The 19,434-nt window shown below is 36.1% G+C and carries 15 protein-coding genes and 1 riboswitch; of the genes, 9 read left to right on the top strand and 6 right to left on the bottom strand.

The features are described 5' to 3' along the window. Positions 1–44: 44 nt before the first annotated feature. Positions 45–845: a fumarylacetoacetate hydrolase family protein gene (locus tag BAOM_RS19990; protein ID WP_127761776.1), complete on the top strand. Its 801-nt coding sequence runs from the start codon at positions 45–47 to the stop codon at positions 843–845. A gap of 371 nt (positions 846–1,216) precedes the next feature. On the opposite strand, the gene BAOM_RS19985 is transcribed toward BAOM_RS19990, so the two are convergent. Then, positions 1,217–2,440 (bottom strand): IS110 family RNA-guided transposase, encoded by a 1,224-nt coding sequence (locus BAOM_RS19985; protein WP_127761775.1) that lies wholly within the window; start codon positions 2,438–2,440, stop codon positions 1,217–1,219. Positions 2,441–2,935: 495 nt separating this feature from the next. Then, positions 2,936–3,014, top strand: a riboswitch (ZMP/ZTP riboswitch). A gap of 193 nt (positions 3,015–3,207) precedes the next feature. Between BAOM_RS19985 and BAOM_RS19975 the strand changes: the two genes are divergently transcribed. Then, complete coding sequence (locus tag BAOM_RS19975; RefSeq protein WP_127761773.1) at positions 3,208–4,407, top strand: phosphoglycerate dehydrogenase; 1,200 nt, start codon at positions 3,208–3,210, stop codon at positions 4,405–4,407. A 133-nt stretch (positions 4,408–4,540) separates the two neighbouring features. On the opposite strand, the gene BAOM_RS19970 is transcribed toward BAOM_RS19975, so the two are convergent. Then, on the bottom strand, positions 4,541–5,278 hold the full coding sequence (locus BAOM_RS19970) for a YqcI/YcgG family protein (RefSeq protein WP_127762657.1): 738 nt from the start codon (positions 5,276–5,278) through the stop codon (positions 4,541–4,543). Positions 5,279–5,565: 287 nt separating this feature from the next. On the opposite strand from BAOM_RS19970, the gene BAOM_RS19965 reads away from it, so the two are divergent. The 3 genes from BAOM_RS19965 (at position 5,566) to BAOM_RS19955 (ending at position 11,638) form a co-directional block, all read left to right on the top strand. Next, on the top strand, positions 5,566–6,753 hold the full coding sequence (locus BAOM_RS19965; protein WP_127761772.1) for an MFS transporter: 1,188 nt from the start codon (positions 5,566–5,568) through the stop codon (positions 6,751–6,753). A 421-nt stretch (positions 6,754–7,174) separates the two neighbouring features. Beyond that, the gene (locus BAOM_RS19960) at positions 7,175–9,745 is read left to right on the top strand and encodes an ATP-binding protein (RefSeq protein WP_127761771.1); all 2,571 of its coding nucleotides are present in this window, start codon (positions 7,175–7,177) and stop codon (positions 9,743–9,745) included. Between the two features lie 111 nt (positions 9,746–9,856). Next, positions 9,857–11,638 carry a response regulator gene (locus BAOM_RS19955; RefSeq protein WP_127761770.1) on the top strand — a complete coding sequence of 594 codons (1,782 nt, stop codon included), beginning with the start codon at positions 9,857–9,859 and terminating at the stop codon, positions 11,636–11,638. A gap of 83 nt (positions 11,639–11,721) precedes the next feature. Here the strand turns inward: BAOM_RS19955 and BAOM_RS19950 are convergent, their stop codons facing one another. Both BAOM_RS19950 and BAOM_RS19945 read right to left on the bottom strand, forming a co-directional pair. After that, entirely contained in the window at positions 11,722–13,557 is a 1,836-nt protein-coding gene (locus BAOM_RS19950; RefSeq protein WP_127761769.1) for a LysM peptidoglycan-binding domain-containing protein, read from the bottom strand. A gap of 465 nt (positions 13,558–14,022) precedes the next feature. Continuing rightward, complete coding sequence (locus tag BAOM_RS19945; RefSeq protein ID WP_127761768.1) at positions 14,023–14,463, bottom strand: cell wall hydrolase; 441 nt, start codon at positions 14,461–14,463, stop codon at positions 14,023–14,025. 204 nt (positions 14,464–14,667) lie between these two features. Between BAOM_RS19945 and BAOM_RS19940 the strand changes: the two genes are divergently transcribed. The 3 genes from BAOM_RS19940 to BAOM_RS19930 all read left to right on the top strand — a co-directional run bounded on the left by BAOM_RS19940 (position 14,668) and on the right by BAOM_RS19930 (position 15,919). Then, entirely contained in the window at positions 14,668–14,859 is a 192-nt protein-coding gene (locus tag BAOM_RS19940; RefSeq protein WP_127761767.1) for a hypothetical protein, read from the top strand. Positions 14,860–15,050: 191 nt separating this feature from the next. After that, positions 15,051–15,194, top strand: coding sequence for a DUF3934 family protein (locus BAOM_RS19935; protein ID WP_119117398.1), 144 nt, complete (start codon positions 15,051–15,053; stop codon positions 15,192–15,194). 434 nt (positions 15,195–15,628) lie between these two features. Continuing rightward, complete coding sequence (locus tag BAOM_RS19930) at positions 15,629–15,919, top strand: hypothetical protein (RefSeq protein WP_127761766.1); 291 nt, start codon at positions 15,629–15,631, stop codon at positions 15,917–15,919. A 105-nt stretch (positions 15,920–16,024) separates the two neighbouring features. Here BAOM_RS19930 and BAOM_RS19925 read toward each other — a convergent pair whose 3' ends face one another. Next, positions 16,025–16,345 (bottom strand): hypothetical protein, encoded by a 321-nt coding sequence (locus BAOM_RS19925; protein ID WP_127761765.1) that lies wholly within the window; start codon positions 16,343–16,345, stop codon positions 16,025–16,027. A 1,150-nt stretch (positions 16,346–17,495) separates the two neighbouring features. After that, a complete protein-coding gene (locus tag BAOM_RS19920; protein ID WP_127761764.1) occupies positions 17,496–18,728 on the bottom strand; it encodes an NAD(P)/FAD-dependent oxidoreductase in 1,233 nt (410 codons plus the stop codon). A 308-nt stretch (positions 18,729–19,036) separates the two neighbouring features. Between BAOM_RS19920 and BAOM_RS19915 the strand changes: the two genes are divergently transcribed. Next, a complete protein-coding gene (locus BAOM_RS19915; RefSeq protein WP_127761763.1) occupies positions 19,037–19,246 on the top strand; it encodes a helix-turn-helix domain-containing protein in 210 nt (69 codons plus the stop codon). Positions 19,247–19,434: the final 188 nt, after the last annotated feature.

The following is a 19,434-nucleotide window of genomic DNA, read 5'->3' as shown; positions in this document are numbered from 1 at the left end:
ATCTGAGGTCAGTATACCTTACTTATCAAAGGAGTTTATTCATCATGCATATACTACCAAAAACACAAAAAATAGTTCGCTATCAGAATCAACATGGCAAAATACATTACGGTATTGTTGAGGATGATGAGATAATATTACAACTGTCTAGCAGTTTTGCTGAACTTGTCAACAAGGAAATAAAGTATGACGGGGTAAAGGTAAAATATAGTGACGTGAAAATTTTGGAGCCAGTAAAACCTTCTAAAGTGGTTAATTTCGGCTGGACATATGCAGATCATGCGAAGGAAACAGGGGGAGAGCCAAACCTTATAGAGCCATTTCTATTTTTAAAGCCATTATCTTCGCTTATTCCAGACAAGGGAACGATTTTTCTTCCTCCCAACGATCTAACCAACCAAGTGGAACTTGAAGGGGAAGTAGCTCTGGTCATTGGAAAGCGCGGAAAAAACATTAAAGAAGAAGATGCGCTTGATTATGTGTTTGGTTGCACGATATTTAATGACGTCACAGCAAGAGATCTTACAAAAAAAGATCCACAGTTTACGCGGGGAAAAGGATTTGATACGTTCGGGCCTTTGGGGCCGTGCATCGTTACCGGGGTAGATCCTACAAATTTGCGGATTGTAACCACTTTAAACGGCCGCGTTGTCCAAGACGGGAATACCAATCAAATGTCTCTGAGCATTCCGTATCTAATCAGCTGGCTTTCGCAGGTGATGACGCTGGAGCCCGGTGACATTTTGGCCACGGGTTCACCATCTGGCAGCTGCCCGGTTAAGTCGGGGGATGTGGTAGTTGTGGAAGTCGAGAAAATCGGTCAGTTGTGTAATTCTGTCCAGTAGGATGTGCCAGCATTCTTAATAACCAAAAATGAAAATATTCATAAATAGATGAGCCGACTTTTTAAAATGTTACAGAGGACATCGTAATAAAAAGAAAGAAGAGTTTCTTTATACTTGCATTTTTATGTGGTGCTGCTAGAGTAACGGCAGTATTAAAAGAGCTTGGTGTCAATTTATTTGAGATAAATGATAAACCTGATGGTCAATGGCTAAATATAGTTGAGTATTGAATCATTCCTTAATGAACTACCATGAAAATAAACTTCTGTAATTTAGTGAAAAAGGCAATACTTAATAAGACGCAGCTCATTCATTTTAAAAAAAGGGGAGAGCGCCTGATTTATTAATCTATTGTAGGAATATGGACTGGATTAAGATGCTTCAGGTTCTTGTAACGTTACTGTGTATCCTAAACTTTCAAGTCTTCGGAGTGAATGTTGTACAATAGATTGCTGTCTCTGTTTATCAAAGTAGTCTTCGCCTAAGTCTACATATATTTCTTTTCGTGTTAAGAGATAATAAGCTATTCTCATCATGGCATGAGCGACGACAATTCCTGCTCGTTTCTTACCTTTTCGTGATGCTGTACGCCTATACAGTGCTCCAAGGTAATTTTTTGATCCTCTTACGGAATGAGCTGCCTCTGTTAATGCTGATCTCAAATATTTGTTTCCTTTTTTGGTTTTAGCTGATTTTCTTTTTCCAGCACTTTCGTTATGTCCAGGAACCAAGCCTGCCCAAGAACACATATGAGCTGCACTTGGAAACTGTTTTTTTATATCAGTCCCAATTTCGGATAAAATTTGCTCAGCCATTCTTGTAGCTATACCAGGAATAGAGTCTAATCGTTCCACATCTTCTTGATAGGAGCTTACCCTTTGCTCGACCTCTTGGTCGAGCATCTCGATTTGCTCTGTTAAAAAATCAATATGCTTTAAAATAGTTTTTAACATGAGGCGTTGATGCGAATTGATATAACCTTTAAGGGCAAGCTGCAGTTCATCTTTCTTCTTTTTCATTGTACGTCGAGCGAAGTTTGCTAGTTTTTCAGGATCTTCTTCGCCTTCGACAATAGCGTTAAGCATATCTCGAGCTGAAACGCCCATGACATCCGAAACCACAGAACCCAGCTTAATGTTTGCTCCCTCTAACACTTTTTGGATGCGATTATGTTGTCTAGCACGTTCTTCAATAATACTCCTGCGATACCGAACTAGTTCGCGTAGTTCCCGTTGATTTCGATCTGGAATGTAACTAGCTTTTAGGAGTCCATGACGAAGAAGTTTGGCAATCCATTCTGCATCTTTCACATCTGTTTTACGTCCTGGTACTGCTTTCATATGTTGGGCATTCACAACCAAAAACTCAATATCTTCAGCCTCTAATAAATTAACAATAGGTTTCCAATATACACTGGTACTCTCCATTGCAACATGAGTACAGTTATGCTGTTTAATCCAGTCCATCAACTGTATTAGAAAAATAGTTTTTGTTGAAAACGTTTGAATCTCCTTTCCTTCTGGTGTCATAATACATGCAGTCATATTGTCCTTATGGACATCCATACCACATGCTCTTTCAATGACTACTTCCATTGAAAACATCCTTTCTACGGCTCTCAATATAATTGGAGGCTGGTGCATCAATCAGAATAGGATTAATCTACCATGTGTGCTTTCCGTAAGGGAGCGACAGTCAGTGGTGCACCTTGGTCGTTGGAGTCAGACTAACGGATGGGCTCTAACGCACCATAGTTCATCGACCTTCCTCTCCCAGCCTTGACGATTCTGAACCATTTTCATTCTCTGTGGTGAAGCGCTGATTTTGCGCTTCATGGATGGCTAACGGGTCGGATGAAGAAAAATAAAAAGGGGCAAAGCAATCAATCATTGCAGCAAACAATGAATTAATGTCTCTGTGTTGTGTAGCTAATTCTGGAGAAGGTTTTTGTTAGAATAATTTTCTAGGAAAATAATTGAAGTTAAATATTGAGAACAATCTATTTATGGACTAATCTGAAAAAAATTCATATGGAAACATTTTTAAGGTTGAAAATTAATAAAGAATTCGATAGAATAAAGGCAAATGAAAAGGCTATGTGTGACTGGCGAAACGCGGATAACCGCGAGGGAGCACATAGTGTCGTAGCCGTTCGCCTGGGCAGAGGTAAGGAAAGTGTAGCAGCATTCCTTACCTCTTTCTGTTTACTAGGAGGGATAGTCAATATAGATTGTAAATTTCTTATTGTAGTAAACAAAAAATTTTCAAAAAATTTAATCGATATTAAGTCACTTGCTTAAAATTTTGTTAATATTAGATTAGGAATTTGAAAACTATCAAACGTGAAAGAGGAGACGACAGAATGAGCACAGTAATTTTAGATAAAGTGAACACAATTAAAACGTTAAATAATATTGCAGAAGCTGGGTTAAATGTATTCAATACAGACAACTATAAGCTTGATGATAACAATGAAAATCCTGATGCTGTTGTTGTTCGTAGTTTTAACATGCACACAATGGAATTCGGAGATAATTTAAAGGCTATCGCACGAGCTGGAGCTGGTGTTAATAATATTCCGGTTGAAAAATGCACAGAGCAAGGAATCGTTGTATTTAATACTCCAGGTGCAAATGCTAACGCTGTAAAAGAAATCGTATTAACTTCATTAATGGCTTCATCTCGTAACCTTTTTGATGGTGTAACTTGGACAAAAACATTAGTAGGTGAAGGCGAACAAGTTCCAAAGCTTGTAGAAGCAGGAAAGAAACAATTCGTAGGTAAAGAAATTAAAGGGAAAACTTTAGGGGTAATTGGTTTAGGTGCAATCGGTGCACTTGTAGCAAATGATGCTCTTAATTTAGGTATGGATGTAATCGGGTTTGATCCATTCATCTCTGTTGATACTGCTTGGAACTTATCTCGCAATGTGCAACGTGCTATGACGATTGAGCAACTGTTTGCTAACTCTGATTATATCACTGTACATGTTCCTTTAACTGATGACACAAGAGGAATGTTTAACGAAGCAACATTTAGTATCATGAAGCCAGGTGTTCATATTTTGAACTTCTCACGCGGTGAGCTTGTGAATGAAGCGGATATGGAAGTGGCACTTGAAAGCGAAAAAGTTGGCAAGTATATTACAGACTTCCCAAATGAGACTGTATTGAAAATGAAAAATACAATTCCAATTCCACATCTTGGTGCTTCTACAGCAGAATCAGAAGAAAACTGTGCGATTATGGCAGCTCGCCAAGTGAAGGAATTTTTAGAAACAGGAAACATTAAAAACTCAGTGAATTTCCCAAATGCTTCTCTTCCTTACACAGGAAAACGACGTGTGGCAGCTTTCCACAAAAACGTTCCAAACATGGTTGGGCAAATTACATTAGCTCTATCAAGTGATAATTTGAACATTGCTGACATGGTTAACAGAAGCCGTGGAGAATACGCGTACACAATGATTGACATTGACAATGAAGTTAATGGTGATATCATTCCTAGCCTACAAGAAAAAATTGGCCAAATTGAAGGTATCGTTACAGTTCGAATGATTTAATATACGAGAAACTATAAATGAATGAGTAAGTAACAAACAGTCCCCCTGTCCGAAAGTACAGGGGGACTGTTTGTTATTGATATTAGGAGTTCAAAGAGAAGATTAAAAAACTTCTTACTCGATTTTTTATGGCTTAGTCACGTAGCTTTAAGAATTTTAGAAAACTGTGATAAGGACACTTTGACAACGATGTATCATCATCTCTTAAAAAGTATTGTTGCCACTCATAGTTATCTTCTTGACCATAGCTGTTTAGATGAGGATGGATGGTGGTAGAGTCATAATTTTTTAATCTATTTCGTATCCTCGTTTTTATCCGTTCAGCATAGGGCTGAGATTTATTAAATTCTTGCAATACCCACCTAGGTGTAATAGCGAGCATCATGAAATCAAACTGTCTGCTTTTTCGATTCTCATGAGCAGGAGTTGCACAATACATAAAATAGGGTTCTCCGTGATAACAAAACTCCCAAATAGGATTATGTGGATCAGTTGGCATAGCGTTTGGCCAATCTATAAGGTCAATTTCGCTTAACCCGCTCAGTTGTTGCCAGAATATCTGTTCATATTGTTCAACTTGGTACGTTTCCTTCATATCCTGTGGTGTTTCATAAAATATAATGAGAGAAGTATAACTGCCCAATTGTCTCGAAACTTGGGTGAAATCATTTAATAGTTCAGCGAGCTCATATAATGTTGTGTTTTCCCTAGGATCTCCTATAAAACCATAACGTAGTTGGTTTAAAGAAAAACCTATTGTAGCTGGTATACAAGGAAATGGCTTCTGTTTATCGGTCATTTTTATTTCGAACAGTTCCAAGGCTGTTCTTTCCCAGTGATTAAGTTGGTTTCTAAGAATGGGAGTATCCATGTATAAACCGTTGATAAGAATCACCTCGCAATCACTTCTACAATGTATTCAAAGTAGGAATAATTGGGAGGGTGTCCTAGTGGAATTGGGCATTTAATCAATGTCGATAATAATTATGAGGATGAGTACGGAGATTTTGAACTACTCACCACTTAAATTTCTAATGAAAATTTGAGGTGGGAGTCTTCTCGCCTAAAACGATAAAATTTATCCTGAAAAGTCGCCATTTCCTTCAATTTTCGTGTATAGTTATCTGAGTAATTATGTATGGAAAAGAGCTGAATGGATTGCAATCTTCAAAATTATGGACGAAAGATTTTGTATTATTTATTGGTTCCAACTTCTTTGTTGGCCTAGCGTTTTATACGCTGATGACCACGGTGACGGTTTATACAATTCAACAATTTAGTGCTTCTCAAAGTCAAGGTGGTCTTGCTTCAAGTATTTTTATTATCGGGGCCCTACTCGCACGCTTAGTTGCCGGTAAATTGGTTGAAAAAGTGGGCCGTAAAAAGATGATGTATAGTAGCTTATTGCTATTCTGCCTCACATTGCTTTTATATTTCTTGGTTAATAATTTGGCATTATTATTTGCCGTTCGTTTTATTCATGGTGTCGGCTTCGGCTTTGCTAATACTGCAATGACAACGACCGTAATGGATGCCATTCCAACTGGCCGTCGTGGAGAAGGAACAGGCTATTATTCGCTGAGTACAACAGCCTCAACCGCAATCGGTCCATTTGTCGGGATTTATTTAATGAATCATGCGGATTTTACTGCGATTTTATACTGCTGTACGTTTTGTGCTGCGGCGGCGATGGGTTTTGCCTTACTTGCGAAGGTGAAGGAAGCAGATTTAACACCGGAAGAACGTAAAAATATTAAAATTGGCTTTAAAGTTTCAGATTTTCTTGAGAAGAAAGCTATTCCGATTGCCGTTATTACCGTATTTATGGGTATTGCCTATTCAAGTATTATGTCGTTCATTAACTTATACGCGTATGAAATTGAATTAGTTGATGCGGCAACTTATTTCTTTTTAATTTATGCGATTTTCTTATTCGTAACACGTCCGGTGGCAGGGAAGTTACTTGATCAAAAAGGCGATAACTTCATTATGTATCCATGTATTTTATTATTCTCTGTCAGCTTATTTTTAGTGAGCTATGCACACAGTAGCTTCGTCTTATTACTTGCAAGTGCTGTGCTTGCATGTGGCTTTGGTACGTATATGTCTAGCGCTCAAGCTATTGCAGCGAAAGTTGCTCCACCGAAAAACATTGGACTTGCGATTTCAACCTTTTATATCGGACTTGATTTTGGAATTGGTATCGGTCCGTTTTTACTAGGCTTCGTTATTCCTTTAGTAGGGTTCCGTACGCTATACGCATTATTAGGGATTCTTATTCTAATTTTACTTGGTGCCTACTTTATGCTCCATGGAAGTAAAGTGAAACAATTATATAGTAACTAAATAAAAAGAGGTGAATCATAAAGTGATTCACCTCTTCAGTGTGTAGAGAAATTTTATATTCTTAAATGAATGATAATAGTTAATTGTGTTTTTAGTAGTAAGCACCATCAATTTCTAGATGGTGCTTTTTGCTTAGTGTTTATTATCTTAGAGGTTCAGTTTGAAATTTTTGTATTTTTAATGTAATTTTTCATTACATGTAATTACTGTGAGTGAGTATATGATAAATAATTTAGATATGTATGTCGTAATTCCGGGATTTATTGGCAATATTTCCGGAAAAATATAGATATATAAACGATTACAACTTTAAAAATATTAAAGTTGTAACTATTAATGTAATAAATAGTTACATTGATTGTTAAAAAATAAGTTATAATTATTAAGATGGAATCAATAGAAAAGGAGGGAGAAAGATTAAGTGAGGTTAACAATAAGTAAAAAATTGATTATTGGGTTTCTTTCTGTTTCTCTTTTCTCCGGAGGAACAATAGGGATTATTTTCTATTACATAAATAAGGCAGATAGTTCTTATGCAAAAATAGAGAATCAACAGATAACGATTTTAAATAATGTAAAATCTATACAAGTATTATCTTATCAACAGACCAATAGCTTACGAGGGTATCTTCTGACAGGAAATTCTGAGTTTAAGGAAAATCTAAAGAATGAAAATAACGAAATGACTCATTTAATTGATGAAACTCATAAACTGACCATCGAGTCTGAAAGTGAAGCAGACATTATCAAGTTAGGCGAACTTAATCAAGAATTTCAAACGAGATATGAAGAACTATTAAGCATATTTGAAGAAGATGTTGATCAAGAACAGGCTTCTGACTACTTTGTCAATAAACTGTATCCAATTGGGAATGGGCTATCCTTGCTAACAACGTCACTTGCTGAACGCCAACAGATAATGATGGATGTAGCCAGGGAGGAATATTCTAAAAAAGAAAGACAAATGAAACATATGCTAATCATATTCAGTGTACTTGCTGTACTGTTAAATATGATTATCGGACTCATAATTTCTAGAAATCTAACAAAAAACCTTTCTAAAATTACAAATGTCATTAAAAAGATGACAGAAAATTCTAGCAATGAAATAGAGATACCTAAGATTGAAGTTAATTCCCGAGACGAAGTTGAAGATATAGCAACGGCATTTAATAAAATGACGTATTCGATAAAGGAAAAAAGCTGGTTGGAAACAAGTATTGTCGAAATGGCTACGATGTATCAAGGAATTCATGATCTTAAAACGTTAGGTCAACGGTTTATGAATAAAATTACTTCCATGATTGATGCAAACTATGGTGTTTTTTATGTTAAACAAGGAACGGGAGAAGAGAGATTTCATAGTATTGCCTCTTATGCATTTAATGGGCAAAACAGCGGCCAATCTAGTTTCGGATATGGAGAAGGGATTGTAGGGCAAGCAGCGCTTGAAAAGCGAACGATTTATTTAACCGATCTTCCGGAAGACTACATTAAAATCACTTCTGGTGTTGGATCAGCATCACCGGCGAATCTTATGGTGATACCGGTTGAATATGAAGGAGAAGTTATAGTTGTTATCGAACTAGCAAAGTTTAAAGAATTCACGTCGATTCAACAAACATTGATAAACCAAGTAGCTAACCAAATTGGGGTTACAGTAAAGAGTGTTAGTGGACGAATGCAGATTGAAAATCTTTTGAAAGAATCAAAAGATTTAACAGAAGAGTTACAAAGCCAGTCTGAAGAGTTGCAGCTACACCATAATGAACTAGTTTGTATGAACGAAAAGCTTGAGGAACAGGCCAGACAATTGGAGCTTACTTCGAATTATAAGTCAGAATTTCTTGCTAATATGTCTCATGAGTTACGTTCGCCGCTGAATAGCTTACTCGTTCTTGCTAATCTGATTGCTGAAAATACAGAGGGAAATCTTACAGAGCAACAAGTGGTTTTTGCTGATACGATTTATAAATCTGGGAATGATTTGTTACAGCTTATAAATGAAGTATTAGATTTATCGAAAATAGAATCAGGAAAAATAGACATCATTCCTAGTGAAGTTTTATTAAAAAATATATGTTTATTTGCTGAACGTCAATTTTTACCACTCGCTAAGCAAAAAGGACTTCATTTATCTATTCAACTGGATGAAAACCTTCCGGAAACAATACGGACGGATCAGTATCGATTACAACAAATTATAAGAAATTTGCTGTCAAATGCTATTAAATTTACAGCAAAAGGTGTGGTTACGCTGCATGTTCATCAAGTGCATGTTGAAAATATGAATACAACAATAGCTTTTTCAATAAAAGATACCGGTATTGGGATACCAAAGGAAAAACAAAAATTAATATTTCGAGCCTTTCAACAAGGGGATGGAACGACTAGTCGAAAGTATGGAGGGACTGGGTTAGGCCTCTCTATTAGTCAGGATCTTGCTAGTTTGTTAGGCGGTAATATAAAAGTGGAGAGTGATTTAGGGAAGGGAAGTATTTTTACATTATATTTACCGATATGTGAAACGAGTAATATAAAAGAAGCGGCATTTGCTATTGAGGTTATAGATGGAAACGAACGGAAGACTGTAGCTTTAGATCAGGAAGACACTCTATTTATAGGAAAGAAAATCCTTGTTATTGATGATGATATGAGAAACATATTTGCCATTACCTCTGCACTAGAAAATAAGCAAATGGAAATAGTCTTTGCTCAGAATGGGAAGGATGGAATGAGTGTCTTAAAGGAGAATTCTGATGTGGATTTAATTCTTATGGATATTATGATGCCTGAAATGGATGGGTATGAAACGATATATGCAATTCGAGAAATGCCAGGGTACAAGAAGCTCCCGATTATTGCATTGACGGCAAAAGCTATGGCACATGATAAAGAAAAATGTATAGAAGCGGGTGCGTCTGATTACATAAGCAAACCTGTTTATATAGATCAGCTTTTATCCTTAATGCGAGTATGGCTATATAAATAGTTGAAGATAATTGTGAATGTTTGTTAGTAGTAGAATTCGTTTTACATAGCACTTTGATAGAAAAGTCAGTTTTTAAACTTAATAGACAATGCACAGGGGGAGCTGTTTTAAATGAAAAACTATATCGACATATGGAGGAAAGATGAAAAGAAAGTAAATATATTATTAGTAGATGACCGTCCTGAAAATTTATTGGCACTTGAGAGCATACTTACCTCATCAGACTATCATTTAATTAGTGTCAATTCAGGAGAAGAGGCATTGAAGCGTGTGTTAATAGAAGATATTGCTGTTATTTTGCTTGATGTACAAATGCCGGGGTTAGATGGGTTTGAGACAGCGAAATTGATAAAATCTCGTGAAAAATCAAAACATATTCCGCTTATCTTTCTAACTGCTATTAGTCAGGCTATAGAGTATGTTAAAGAGGGCTATCATGCAGGAGCGATTGATTATATATTTAAACCATTTCACCCAGAAACATTGAAGATGAAGGTGGAAGCTTTTGTGAAAATCTATCAATATCAAGAACAGATAAAATTTCAAAATGAAGCGTTGAAAGTGATTAATGAAACATTGCTAGATACTCTTGTTACATTTGATAAAGCAGGACGGATTGTAACAATTAACCCTGCTATTACAAAGATGTTTGGGTATACAGACGAAGAATTAAGTGGAGAGCCGATTGATTTGCTTGTTCCTAGTATAACTAGTTATTATTCAGACCCCCATAAACTAGGTAGGATTATTGAAACGTTTGCTGTCTCTAAGAATACAACTGTTTTTCCAGCTGACATTCAACTTGGTGAGGCGAAAATTGGAGGGCAGCATGTTTATATTTGTTCGATTCGGGATGTTACGGAACGACATCTATTGGAGGAAGAGAGATTTCGCAAAATATTTGAGTCCACCTCTTGTCTTGTTTCATTGCAAGCGGTAAACGACTGGCATTATATTAATGTAAATAAAACCTGGCTGACAAGCTTTGGTTATAATCACTATGATAAGGTTGTTAATCGATCGGATCTCTCTATAAAATACATCGTTCAATCAAATGATAACGGTGAAACTGTTGTAGAAACAAAGGATTTGATTCATCCTGTTCAAAGCAGCAGAATTAAGTATTTCAATCAATTAGGGGAATTGCGAGATGGGTTACTGTCTACTGAATTTATGGACATTCATGGAGAGGAATGCGTTTTATCTGTTATTACGGATATAACAGATAGAATGTCCGTTGAAAAAGAGATGGCAAGGCTAGATGGATTAAATCTCATCGGTGAAATGGCTTCAGGAATTGTTCATGAGGTGCGTAATCCGATGACAACCATTCGTGGATTTTTACAAATTTCTAAGGATGTACCATCTCCTGAATTTATTGATATTATGCTTGAAGAGCTAGATCGTGCCCATAACATTATTAGTGAATTTTTATCCATATCAAAAACGAATAACACAAAACGAATTTCGAAAGATTTGAATGTTATTATCGAAAACTTATTTCCCCTTATCCAGGCAAAAGCTATGTATTCTAATCATCAAGTTTGTCTGGATTTAAACGATTGTTTTGAGTTGAAAATTAATGAAAGGGAAATTCGGCAATTGATTTTAAACCTTTCTCTAAATGGGCTTGATGCAATGTCTTCTGGAGGGACACTAACAATAAAAACATATCAGCAAGATAATGAAGTAATTTTAGCGATACAAGATGAAGGAAAGGGAATTAAGCAAGAAATCATTGATAAAATTGATAAACCTTTCTTCAGTACAAAGGAAAATGGCACGGGATTAGGGTTATCCATTTGCCAAAAAATAGTGTCTAAGCATGATGCTATCATGGATATAAAAACAAGTAGTGAAGGTACAATATTTTTTGTTCATTTTCCTATTTAGCCTAAAAAAGCCTCATTTCTCAATGTTAATGCTGAGAAATAGAGGCTTTTTCTTTAATCGGCAATTTAGTTGGATTTAAAAAATTATTTTTCTAATCCAGCTTTTCTCACCACTACTTCATTTTCAAGCATATCCCACATGCCTTCATCTTCCATTCCTAATCTCCAAAGTGCTAAGCCTCTTATTCCAAGACGGTCTGCAAGTTCGGCCTTCGCTTTTATACTTGCTCGATTTTCAAACCATACCTCGTGATTGACCCCTTGTTCATCTGTATAGGCAAACATTGGGGTTTTCGTTTCTTCATCAAATATGATTTCTTTATTGTATTGTTTAGCTAGAGTCATTGCTCGATCAAATGATGCATAAGCAGCACGACCTGTTTGGAGATTAAAGTCAAAACCAAATACTGAAACAGCAGCAACGATTTTTTCTTTAGGCATTACTGTAATAGCGTAACGTAGCACTTTCTCCATCCGGCCAATTGATACGACTGGACCTGGTCCGCTTCCTGGCCAACCGTGCTCATTATAAAGCATAATGACAAATTGATCAGTTGGTACATGTAGTTTAGGATAATCAAATGGTTTTGCAAAAACACTTGGATCCTCTGGTCCTGTTTTAGATGGTACAGCAGTCGAGAAGAAATATCCTTTTGCATCAAACACACGCCCGATTACTCGATATAACTGAGTTAAACGATCTCGATCCTCTTCCAATACATCCTCAATATCAATATCAACACCGTCTAATCCATATCTTTCGACTAATCTAACTAAATTTTGAGCAAATGCAATCATATTCTGTTCAGAGGAAACCAACTCGTGAATAACCTGCTTTGCCAGTTCTACGCCTTCTGCATATAAAAGGTTATGAACAGTTGCTAACATTTTTACATTATGACGATGACCGATTCGTACAAGATTCCGTACTTCTTCATCAGTGAAATTTCCAAACTTATCAATCGTTGTTGGATTGTCTTTGCTAATTCTAAATAAGAATAATCCATTTTGTGAAATATTCTTTGTGTTTGTCACAAATGATTGATAAGAACTAGGTAATGTGGGCCCTTCTGATAATGTATAATATCCTAAAATTTGAATAATAGGATCAGATCCATCATATGCTCTTAAGGTAGAAATAGTCTTAGAGATCCACCCTGGATTACCGTTGAATAATACAACTTTATACCAATTTCCTTGAACACCAATAAGAGGTAATCTTGCACCGTGATCCATTTGGGCAATCACTCTAAAATTAGAACCTGGCCGTTGTCGAACATTCGCACCATCTATATTGACAATCACTTCCGAGTATTCCGGAATCTTAATTCTTTGACCGACAGTTAGATTCATGCCTTCTAAATTATTTAAAACAATGATACTTTCGACGGTTGTATTATATCTGCGAGCAATCTCATATAAGGAATCACCTGACTTAACGACATATTCAGTTTGTCTCTCATCTATTTCAGATACTTTCAATCTTTGATTAATGTAAATTATATTCGTATCTAAGTTATTCAAGGTTTTTATTTTGCCAACAGTCGTTTCAAAACGTTGTGCAATTGAAGAGAGAGAATCTCCTTCTTGGACAACGTAATAATCCGCATCAATTTCTTCAGGAATAACAAAATGTTGTCCAACATAAATCATATTGGAGCGTAATTGGTTTATTCTTTGCAATTCCTCAATCGAAACACCAAATTTCGTTGCAATTGTGTACAAGCTGTCACCTGGTTGAACAATATAAATATTCCTTGCAGCAGTAACGGGTACTACCAATTGTTGACCAATATAAATAATATTAGAAGTTAGTTGATTTTCATATTTAATACGTTCAGCATTTGTTTCAAATTTTTGAGAAATCGTATCTAACGAATCTCCAGGCTGTACAATATAATTAATCTGCCGATAATACATGCATATATCATCTCCCTCACCAACGCATCTATATTTATATATGCGCTGGCCCGGAATTATTGACAGTTATTTTTAGGAACAATCATTATATGCTGGGTTATGCATATGTAGTCCTAATCAATTGAAAAGACTCTTGTACATGGCAAAGGTCAATCCAATTATCTATTCTTTATTATCTCTTGAACGATTTTATCTCTCATGAGGAACAACGTGAAATTGGCACTACTTTTTGAATTGAAGGATGATTAAGGAAGGAAAATAGGCTTCGCTGCATTTAGTTAATTAGGTGATAAGATTATGCTTAAAGTGAGTGTTTCTGGTCTTACTTCTGAATTTGCGTTACGCTACTAAATTTTATAATCGCTCCGAGTGACAATCTTACTTTTTTAGATAAAAACTATTACTAAAAGTTTTATATTGTATAAATATTTTAAATATGTAAAAAAGCTTACTCTAAGAGTAAGCTTAACCTCTATAAACACTATCACATGTTCCAGGTTTTGGTTCATAAAAACAATGGTCTTTAAATTGACCAGTATGAGGCTGACCATACCATGTTGGGGGGCATGGAGCATATGGATTAAAGTACCAAAGAGCATATCTAGCTGGATGCTGTCTCCAGTGCTTCAAATTCTGTTCTGCTAATCTTCTTTCAATACCTCTCGCTCTTTGATAAAATACATTCCCTTTTTGAACAGCTTCAAAAGAATAATTTCCTCCTTGTACTTGATAAATGACTTGTGGAATTGTTCTTAAACCTTTAAAGTCTAAACAATTAGCTACAAGACGATTCACAATTACATTTCCAACATATAACATTCCTAGTTGTCCTTCACCTTCGGCTTCTGCTCTCATCATCCTTGCCATTAAGTCAACGTCTGAACTTCGGTAGCTTGCTCTTGCCATTTTTCCACCCCAAAAATATTGTATGAAAAATAGCCTACAGTCATGTCATTATTTATGTAATATAAATGCTTAGTTATAATAACTTACAGCTTTTAAGTAGGATGTAGAGAAATTAAAGTTGAGCAGAAGGAGCAATTATTCGAAAAGGCGGAAAGAAACATTTTGGTATTTTACACAGATTAGTAAATTTAAAAGATCACGGACGTGCCAACAATAATAGAGGGAACAAGCAACAACGGTAATGCATCTGTCAAATCATTGGAGTTGTACTATGAATTGGCCGGTAAGCTAGTTGATCGTCGTGAAGTTGTATCAGATGCAGAAGTTAACAAAAACGTACGCGAATCTCTGAAGACGAGCTTTAACGAGGATAAACGATATGTTGAACTAGGTTAAGTGTTACCATATGATGACCGCGGCTTTTATCATTGGGGTTGACGTGTTATTATTAAATGTCAGGATCAAACTATACACAACCTGTTAGGATGTTGTATAGTTCATCAAGCTTAGTTTATAACTAAGTATAATGGACAAAATTAACCCATGACAAGTAACTCAACTGAAGGCAAGAATAATGGGGTGATGGTATCAGTAAAGCTAAAGGTAAAGGCGGAACAGGTAGAGGGACAGGTAAGAAGGGCTGGAATCGTTGGCAAGCTAGTTCGAACAGAGCGAAAAGTGCTAAACCTTATATAAGCAAAGGCACTAAAAAAACAGATAAAGAGGATTGAAAGTCAGCATTCATAATGTTGGCTTTTTTTATTTCGCTGTAGGAGGAAACTGTGCGATAGAGAATTTTACAAACACACACGCACACACTGAGTCGCCATCCAAAGGGCGGCTTTTTATTTACCTAAATTTAACGAAAGGGTGAAGGAAAATGAACGAAAAACAAACGTTATCGCACGCAATGGCAGTACGAATACTAGCGTTTGAAGTTGCTTGTTTAAAGGTGCTAGACCCGAATATAAGCAAGAAACAAGCGCCCAAATCATTGGCGAAGGTTGGCTGTAGCTGACTTTCTGAAATCGCATTTTGTTAAGGTTATAAATATATGTATATATCATAGAAGAAGAGAACAACATGATTAATACATATGGAGAGTTAATTGAATTATTGAATACACAGGGAGAGAGTATAAAAACTCTTGCGAAAAGACTCCCGTTTGGAGAAAAAACTTGAAGTGTTATTAAGAGATGCAGAGTATAGCTTTGATAAATCAACAAGTAATTGGCGATATACAGGAGAAGGCCAAGTGCCGGACGATGAGTTATTATTGGGAAAACCTCACGAAGAAGAAACCGAGATTTCAACTTCCGCGCAACCTACTAAAGAACAAGTCGCTCTTGCAGTATTCACATTGGAACAAGTAACGTTAAGGTCTGATACGTTTTCGTATGTAGTTGCTTCGACATTTTATGGGGCTCCTTTTAAGGAGTGCAAAGGCCGCGATTAGGCACACTCAAATAAACGTATTGATGTTACGTTTTTTTCGTGATATACTAAACACCTCAAATTTTCTGCATTAAATTGCGGCGGAGCGTTTGACTATGTGGAGTAGTCAAACGCTCTTTTTGCGTGGTTTGTTGAGTTTATCTGTGATAAGGTTTAACGCTTCGAATTTAATACGGTCATTCAATAACCAGATCGCGAAATTTTGGCACACGTCGATGTTTAATTTCCGCACGTCATCGCTTTGTAGAAACTCCCCTAATAAATTGAAAGCATGCTGGTATAGCCAAATGGTGCCATCCGCCAGGCCTTTCACTTTCTTTGCGCTCTTTACCTTTTCCGCAAGTAGTTCCAACGAGTACGGTTTCTTTTTAACGCTAACTGTCAGCGTGTTCTTCACCCGTTTTCCGCGTCTATTTTCCGAATGCAAAGCAAAAAACGCCTCCAGTCTCCGATAAAGTCACCATAAAAGTGATCGGAAAAAGGAAGCGTTTCGCTGTCCGATATAGGAGCGTTACGTCACCGATAAGTCACCAGCTTAGAAACGTTGCCGTAATGCGTGTATGGAGCATAGGGGGCTCGAACCCCTGACCTCTACGCTGCCAGAACAGCTCGCGTATTTTTAAGCCTGTAAATTAAGTTTAATTGAGTTCAATTGAGCAACGGGAAACCTTGATATATCAACGTTTTTAAAAGTTTGTTTATGCAATCTAGTTAAATACGATAAAAAGAAAAAATACGTTTGTGCACATTTTGTGCAAGTTTTTATGTAAGGGTGCGGTCATATGTGAAGTATGTTTTTGGTACGCTACTAAAAAATAATTAAGCAAAATGAGAGCGCTGGATAATGGGGTAGTCATTTATCCAGCGCTTTATTTTTTAATCGCTGCTTTGCTTTTTCAGATACCCATGGAATACAACCTTCTATTTAATGTAGGGTGGCTTTTTATTCTACATAAGGTTTTCTGAATTTTTACAATTAGCGGTCGAATGGCGTACTCGAAAAATATTTGCTCAGTGTTTAAATAGAACCGAGCATTTTTTATAAACCCACCAGCACTTATGTGTTGCCACATACACTCCACACATGTGGAGTGCTGTTCACTACTTGTAAGGAAAGATTAATAAGAGATGTGACAGTGAGCTTAAGCCCTTTCTTTATTGAAAGGGCATTTTTTAACCTCAATCTAAAATAGTGGCATGTACATAGAAATGAGATTTAATATTAATTACCATTAGGAATGGACATACCGTTTTATTTATATATATTTTTAATGAAAATCTTAATTTCGACAAGTTGCAACAAAAAATGACTTATTTCTTATTATAATCAAGTAGTAAAATATACCAATTTCGAAAGAGGGGAATAATTTTTGGATATAATGAGATTTGAGCCTCTTTTTAATCAAAAACTGAAAAAAGTGAAATCGCGCTGTCGATTTCACTTTTTTTCATTTCAGAGGTGGGTTTTGTCCCAGCCCCTAAAACTTTTTAAAAAGGGCACAGTGGCATCTTGTTCCATTTATTGGATAACTTTATTCGGGAACGTAATAAGTTATATATATACCCTGTTCATTCATTTATGAAATAGATGCAATAATCCGTTTCAATTCCTCTTCAAAGTCTGCAGGTTCGTTCGCATAATTATAAATTCCCAAAAACTTTTCAACCGCTGAAGGATGTGCCCCAATGATTTTATTTACCATATCCTGCTGTTCTGTAATAGGTTCATTTTTAGAAAGCTCACAGCCCATATGGAATCGAACCATAAATTCTTTTTCCATTTCATTCTGATAATCCACAGCAACTTTTTCCCACTGTATCGTTTGTAAGTCATTTTTGATTAATTTATCAGCCAAAATTCGTGCTCCACAGATAGCATCATGGATTCCTTGAGCCATCGCAGGGTCCTTAAAGCAAATGGCATCCCCAACCAGTGCCCACCCTTTTCCCATACCTTGGTACCAATAATTTTCATAGCCGATCAAACCTTTGATAGACTCAGTCAATTGAGATTCCTTCACGCGATCAGCAATCGATGTGTTTGGAAAGTTATTCATTAGAAATGTACGGAAACTATTTTCTGGGACTGTTTTAAATTGATCAAGTAAACTCTTATTTTCTAAAGGGAAATTTATTACTAATACATATAAATCATCGTTTGTTGGGAAAAAGATCGCCATTTTATCTTTTCTTTTATATACCTCAAATTTAGGAACAGAATCGTGCTGAATACCGGAGAAATAACCATAGTAAACTGCTGTACTGGCAGGACTGCTTATTTTTAATTCGCTATTTACTAACTTTCGAATCCGGGAGTTTCTTCCGTCTGCCCCAACCACTAATTGTGCTCGGAACTCTTGTTTCTGTTTTTCCAAATTTTCCCCTCTTACCCCTATGACGGTTTCTCCATCATATATTACTTCTGTCACACGAATTCCTTCTATCATTTTTATATTTTCTTTTGTTTTTGCATGTTGAAGAAGGATATGGTCAAGATATTTTCTTCTAATAGAGTACGCAGTATCTTCACCATCTACCTTAGGAATTGGCCCTTCTATGACGGTATCTTCAAACTGAAATTTGATTGTCTGTACCGGTGTCACATTGGTTTCTAATAGTTGATCCAAAACACCAATTTCCCTAAAGATAGCTGTTGTGTTGTTAAAGAAAGTATTAGTAGTTAAAGTATCACTTGGAAAAGTTGCTCGGTCCAATAAAAGAACTTGAAAGCCCGCTTCAGCAAGAGATATTGCCAAAGTAGCTCCGGCACATCTTGCACCAACAATAATTACGTCATAGTTTTTATTCATTCCATCACTCCACTTCTTACGATTAAAACCTTTGAAAGCCCCATTTTTAAAGCTCGTATTACCACCAAAGCAATATATGTAATACTTTATAAAAACATGCCTTTTTCAAGTATAGTAGTTCCAGAGAATAATTAAGTGGCTACTTACTTAAGGACTTTTGGGTAAAATACAGTTGAATTCGCATTTAGGAGAGACAGATATAGTGAAACTTCCATTATTTTTACGAATAAATGAAATTGTTAAAGAATACAGTCGGAAGGAATTGTTAATGTGAAATATATTGCCCGGATTTTAAAGGAGTGCTTGTAATGAATAGTTTAGATGAGTATCCAGATGTGCTAAACGTCAATGACATTCAAGAGATTTTAGGAGTTGGTCGACGTCAAGCTTATGAATTGGTTTCTTCAGGGCAATTTCATACAGTGAGAGTTGGTAAAAGAATTAAGATATTAAAAGCTGTCTTTATGCGTTGGCTGAACGGTCAAGAAGATAAGGAGAAATATCATGGAGTAAAATAACAACTCGAATTAAGTAGTTGATTAATACACTGGAGTGCATGTATATTTGATATGGCATAACTATCACATTCTCAAATATTAGTTTTATGTTTGAGATGTGCTTTATCAAAAGCACTCTCCTCTAAATAAAAGTGCTAATCTTGTTCATTGAGATTTAGCGCTTTAATATTTTTAGAATGAGGGAGAGT

Origin of the sequence: Peribacillus asahii (genome assembly GCF_004006295.1) — a bacterium.
Lineage (GTDB): Bacteria > Bacillota > Bacilli > Bacillales > DSM-1321 > Peribacillus > Peribacillus asahii_A.
This window is presented reverse-complemented; position numbering and strand designations above follow the sequence as displayed.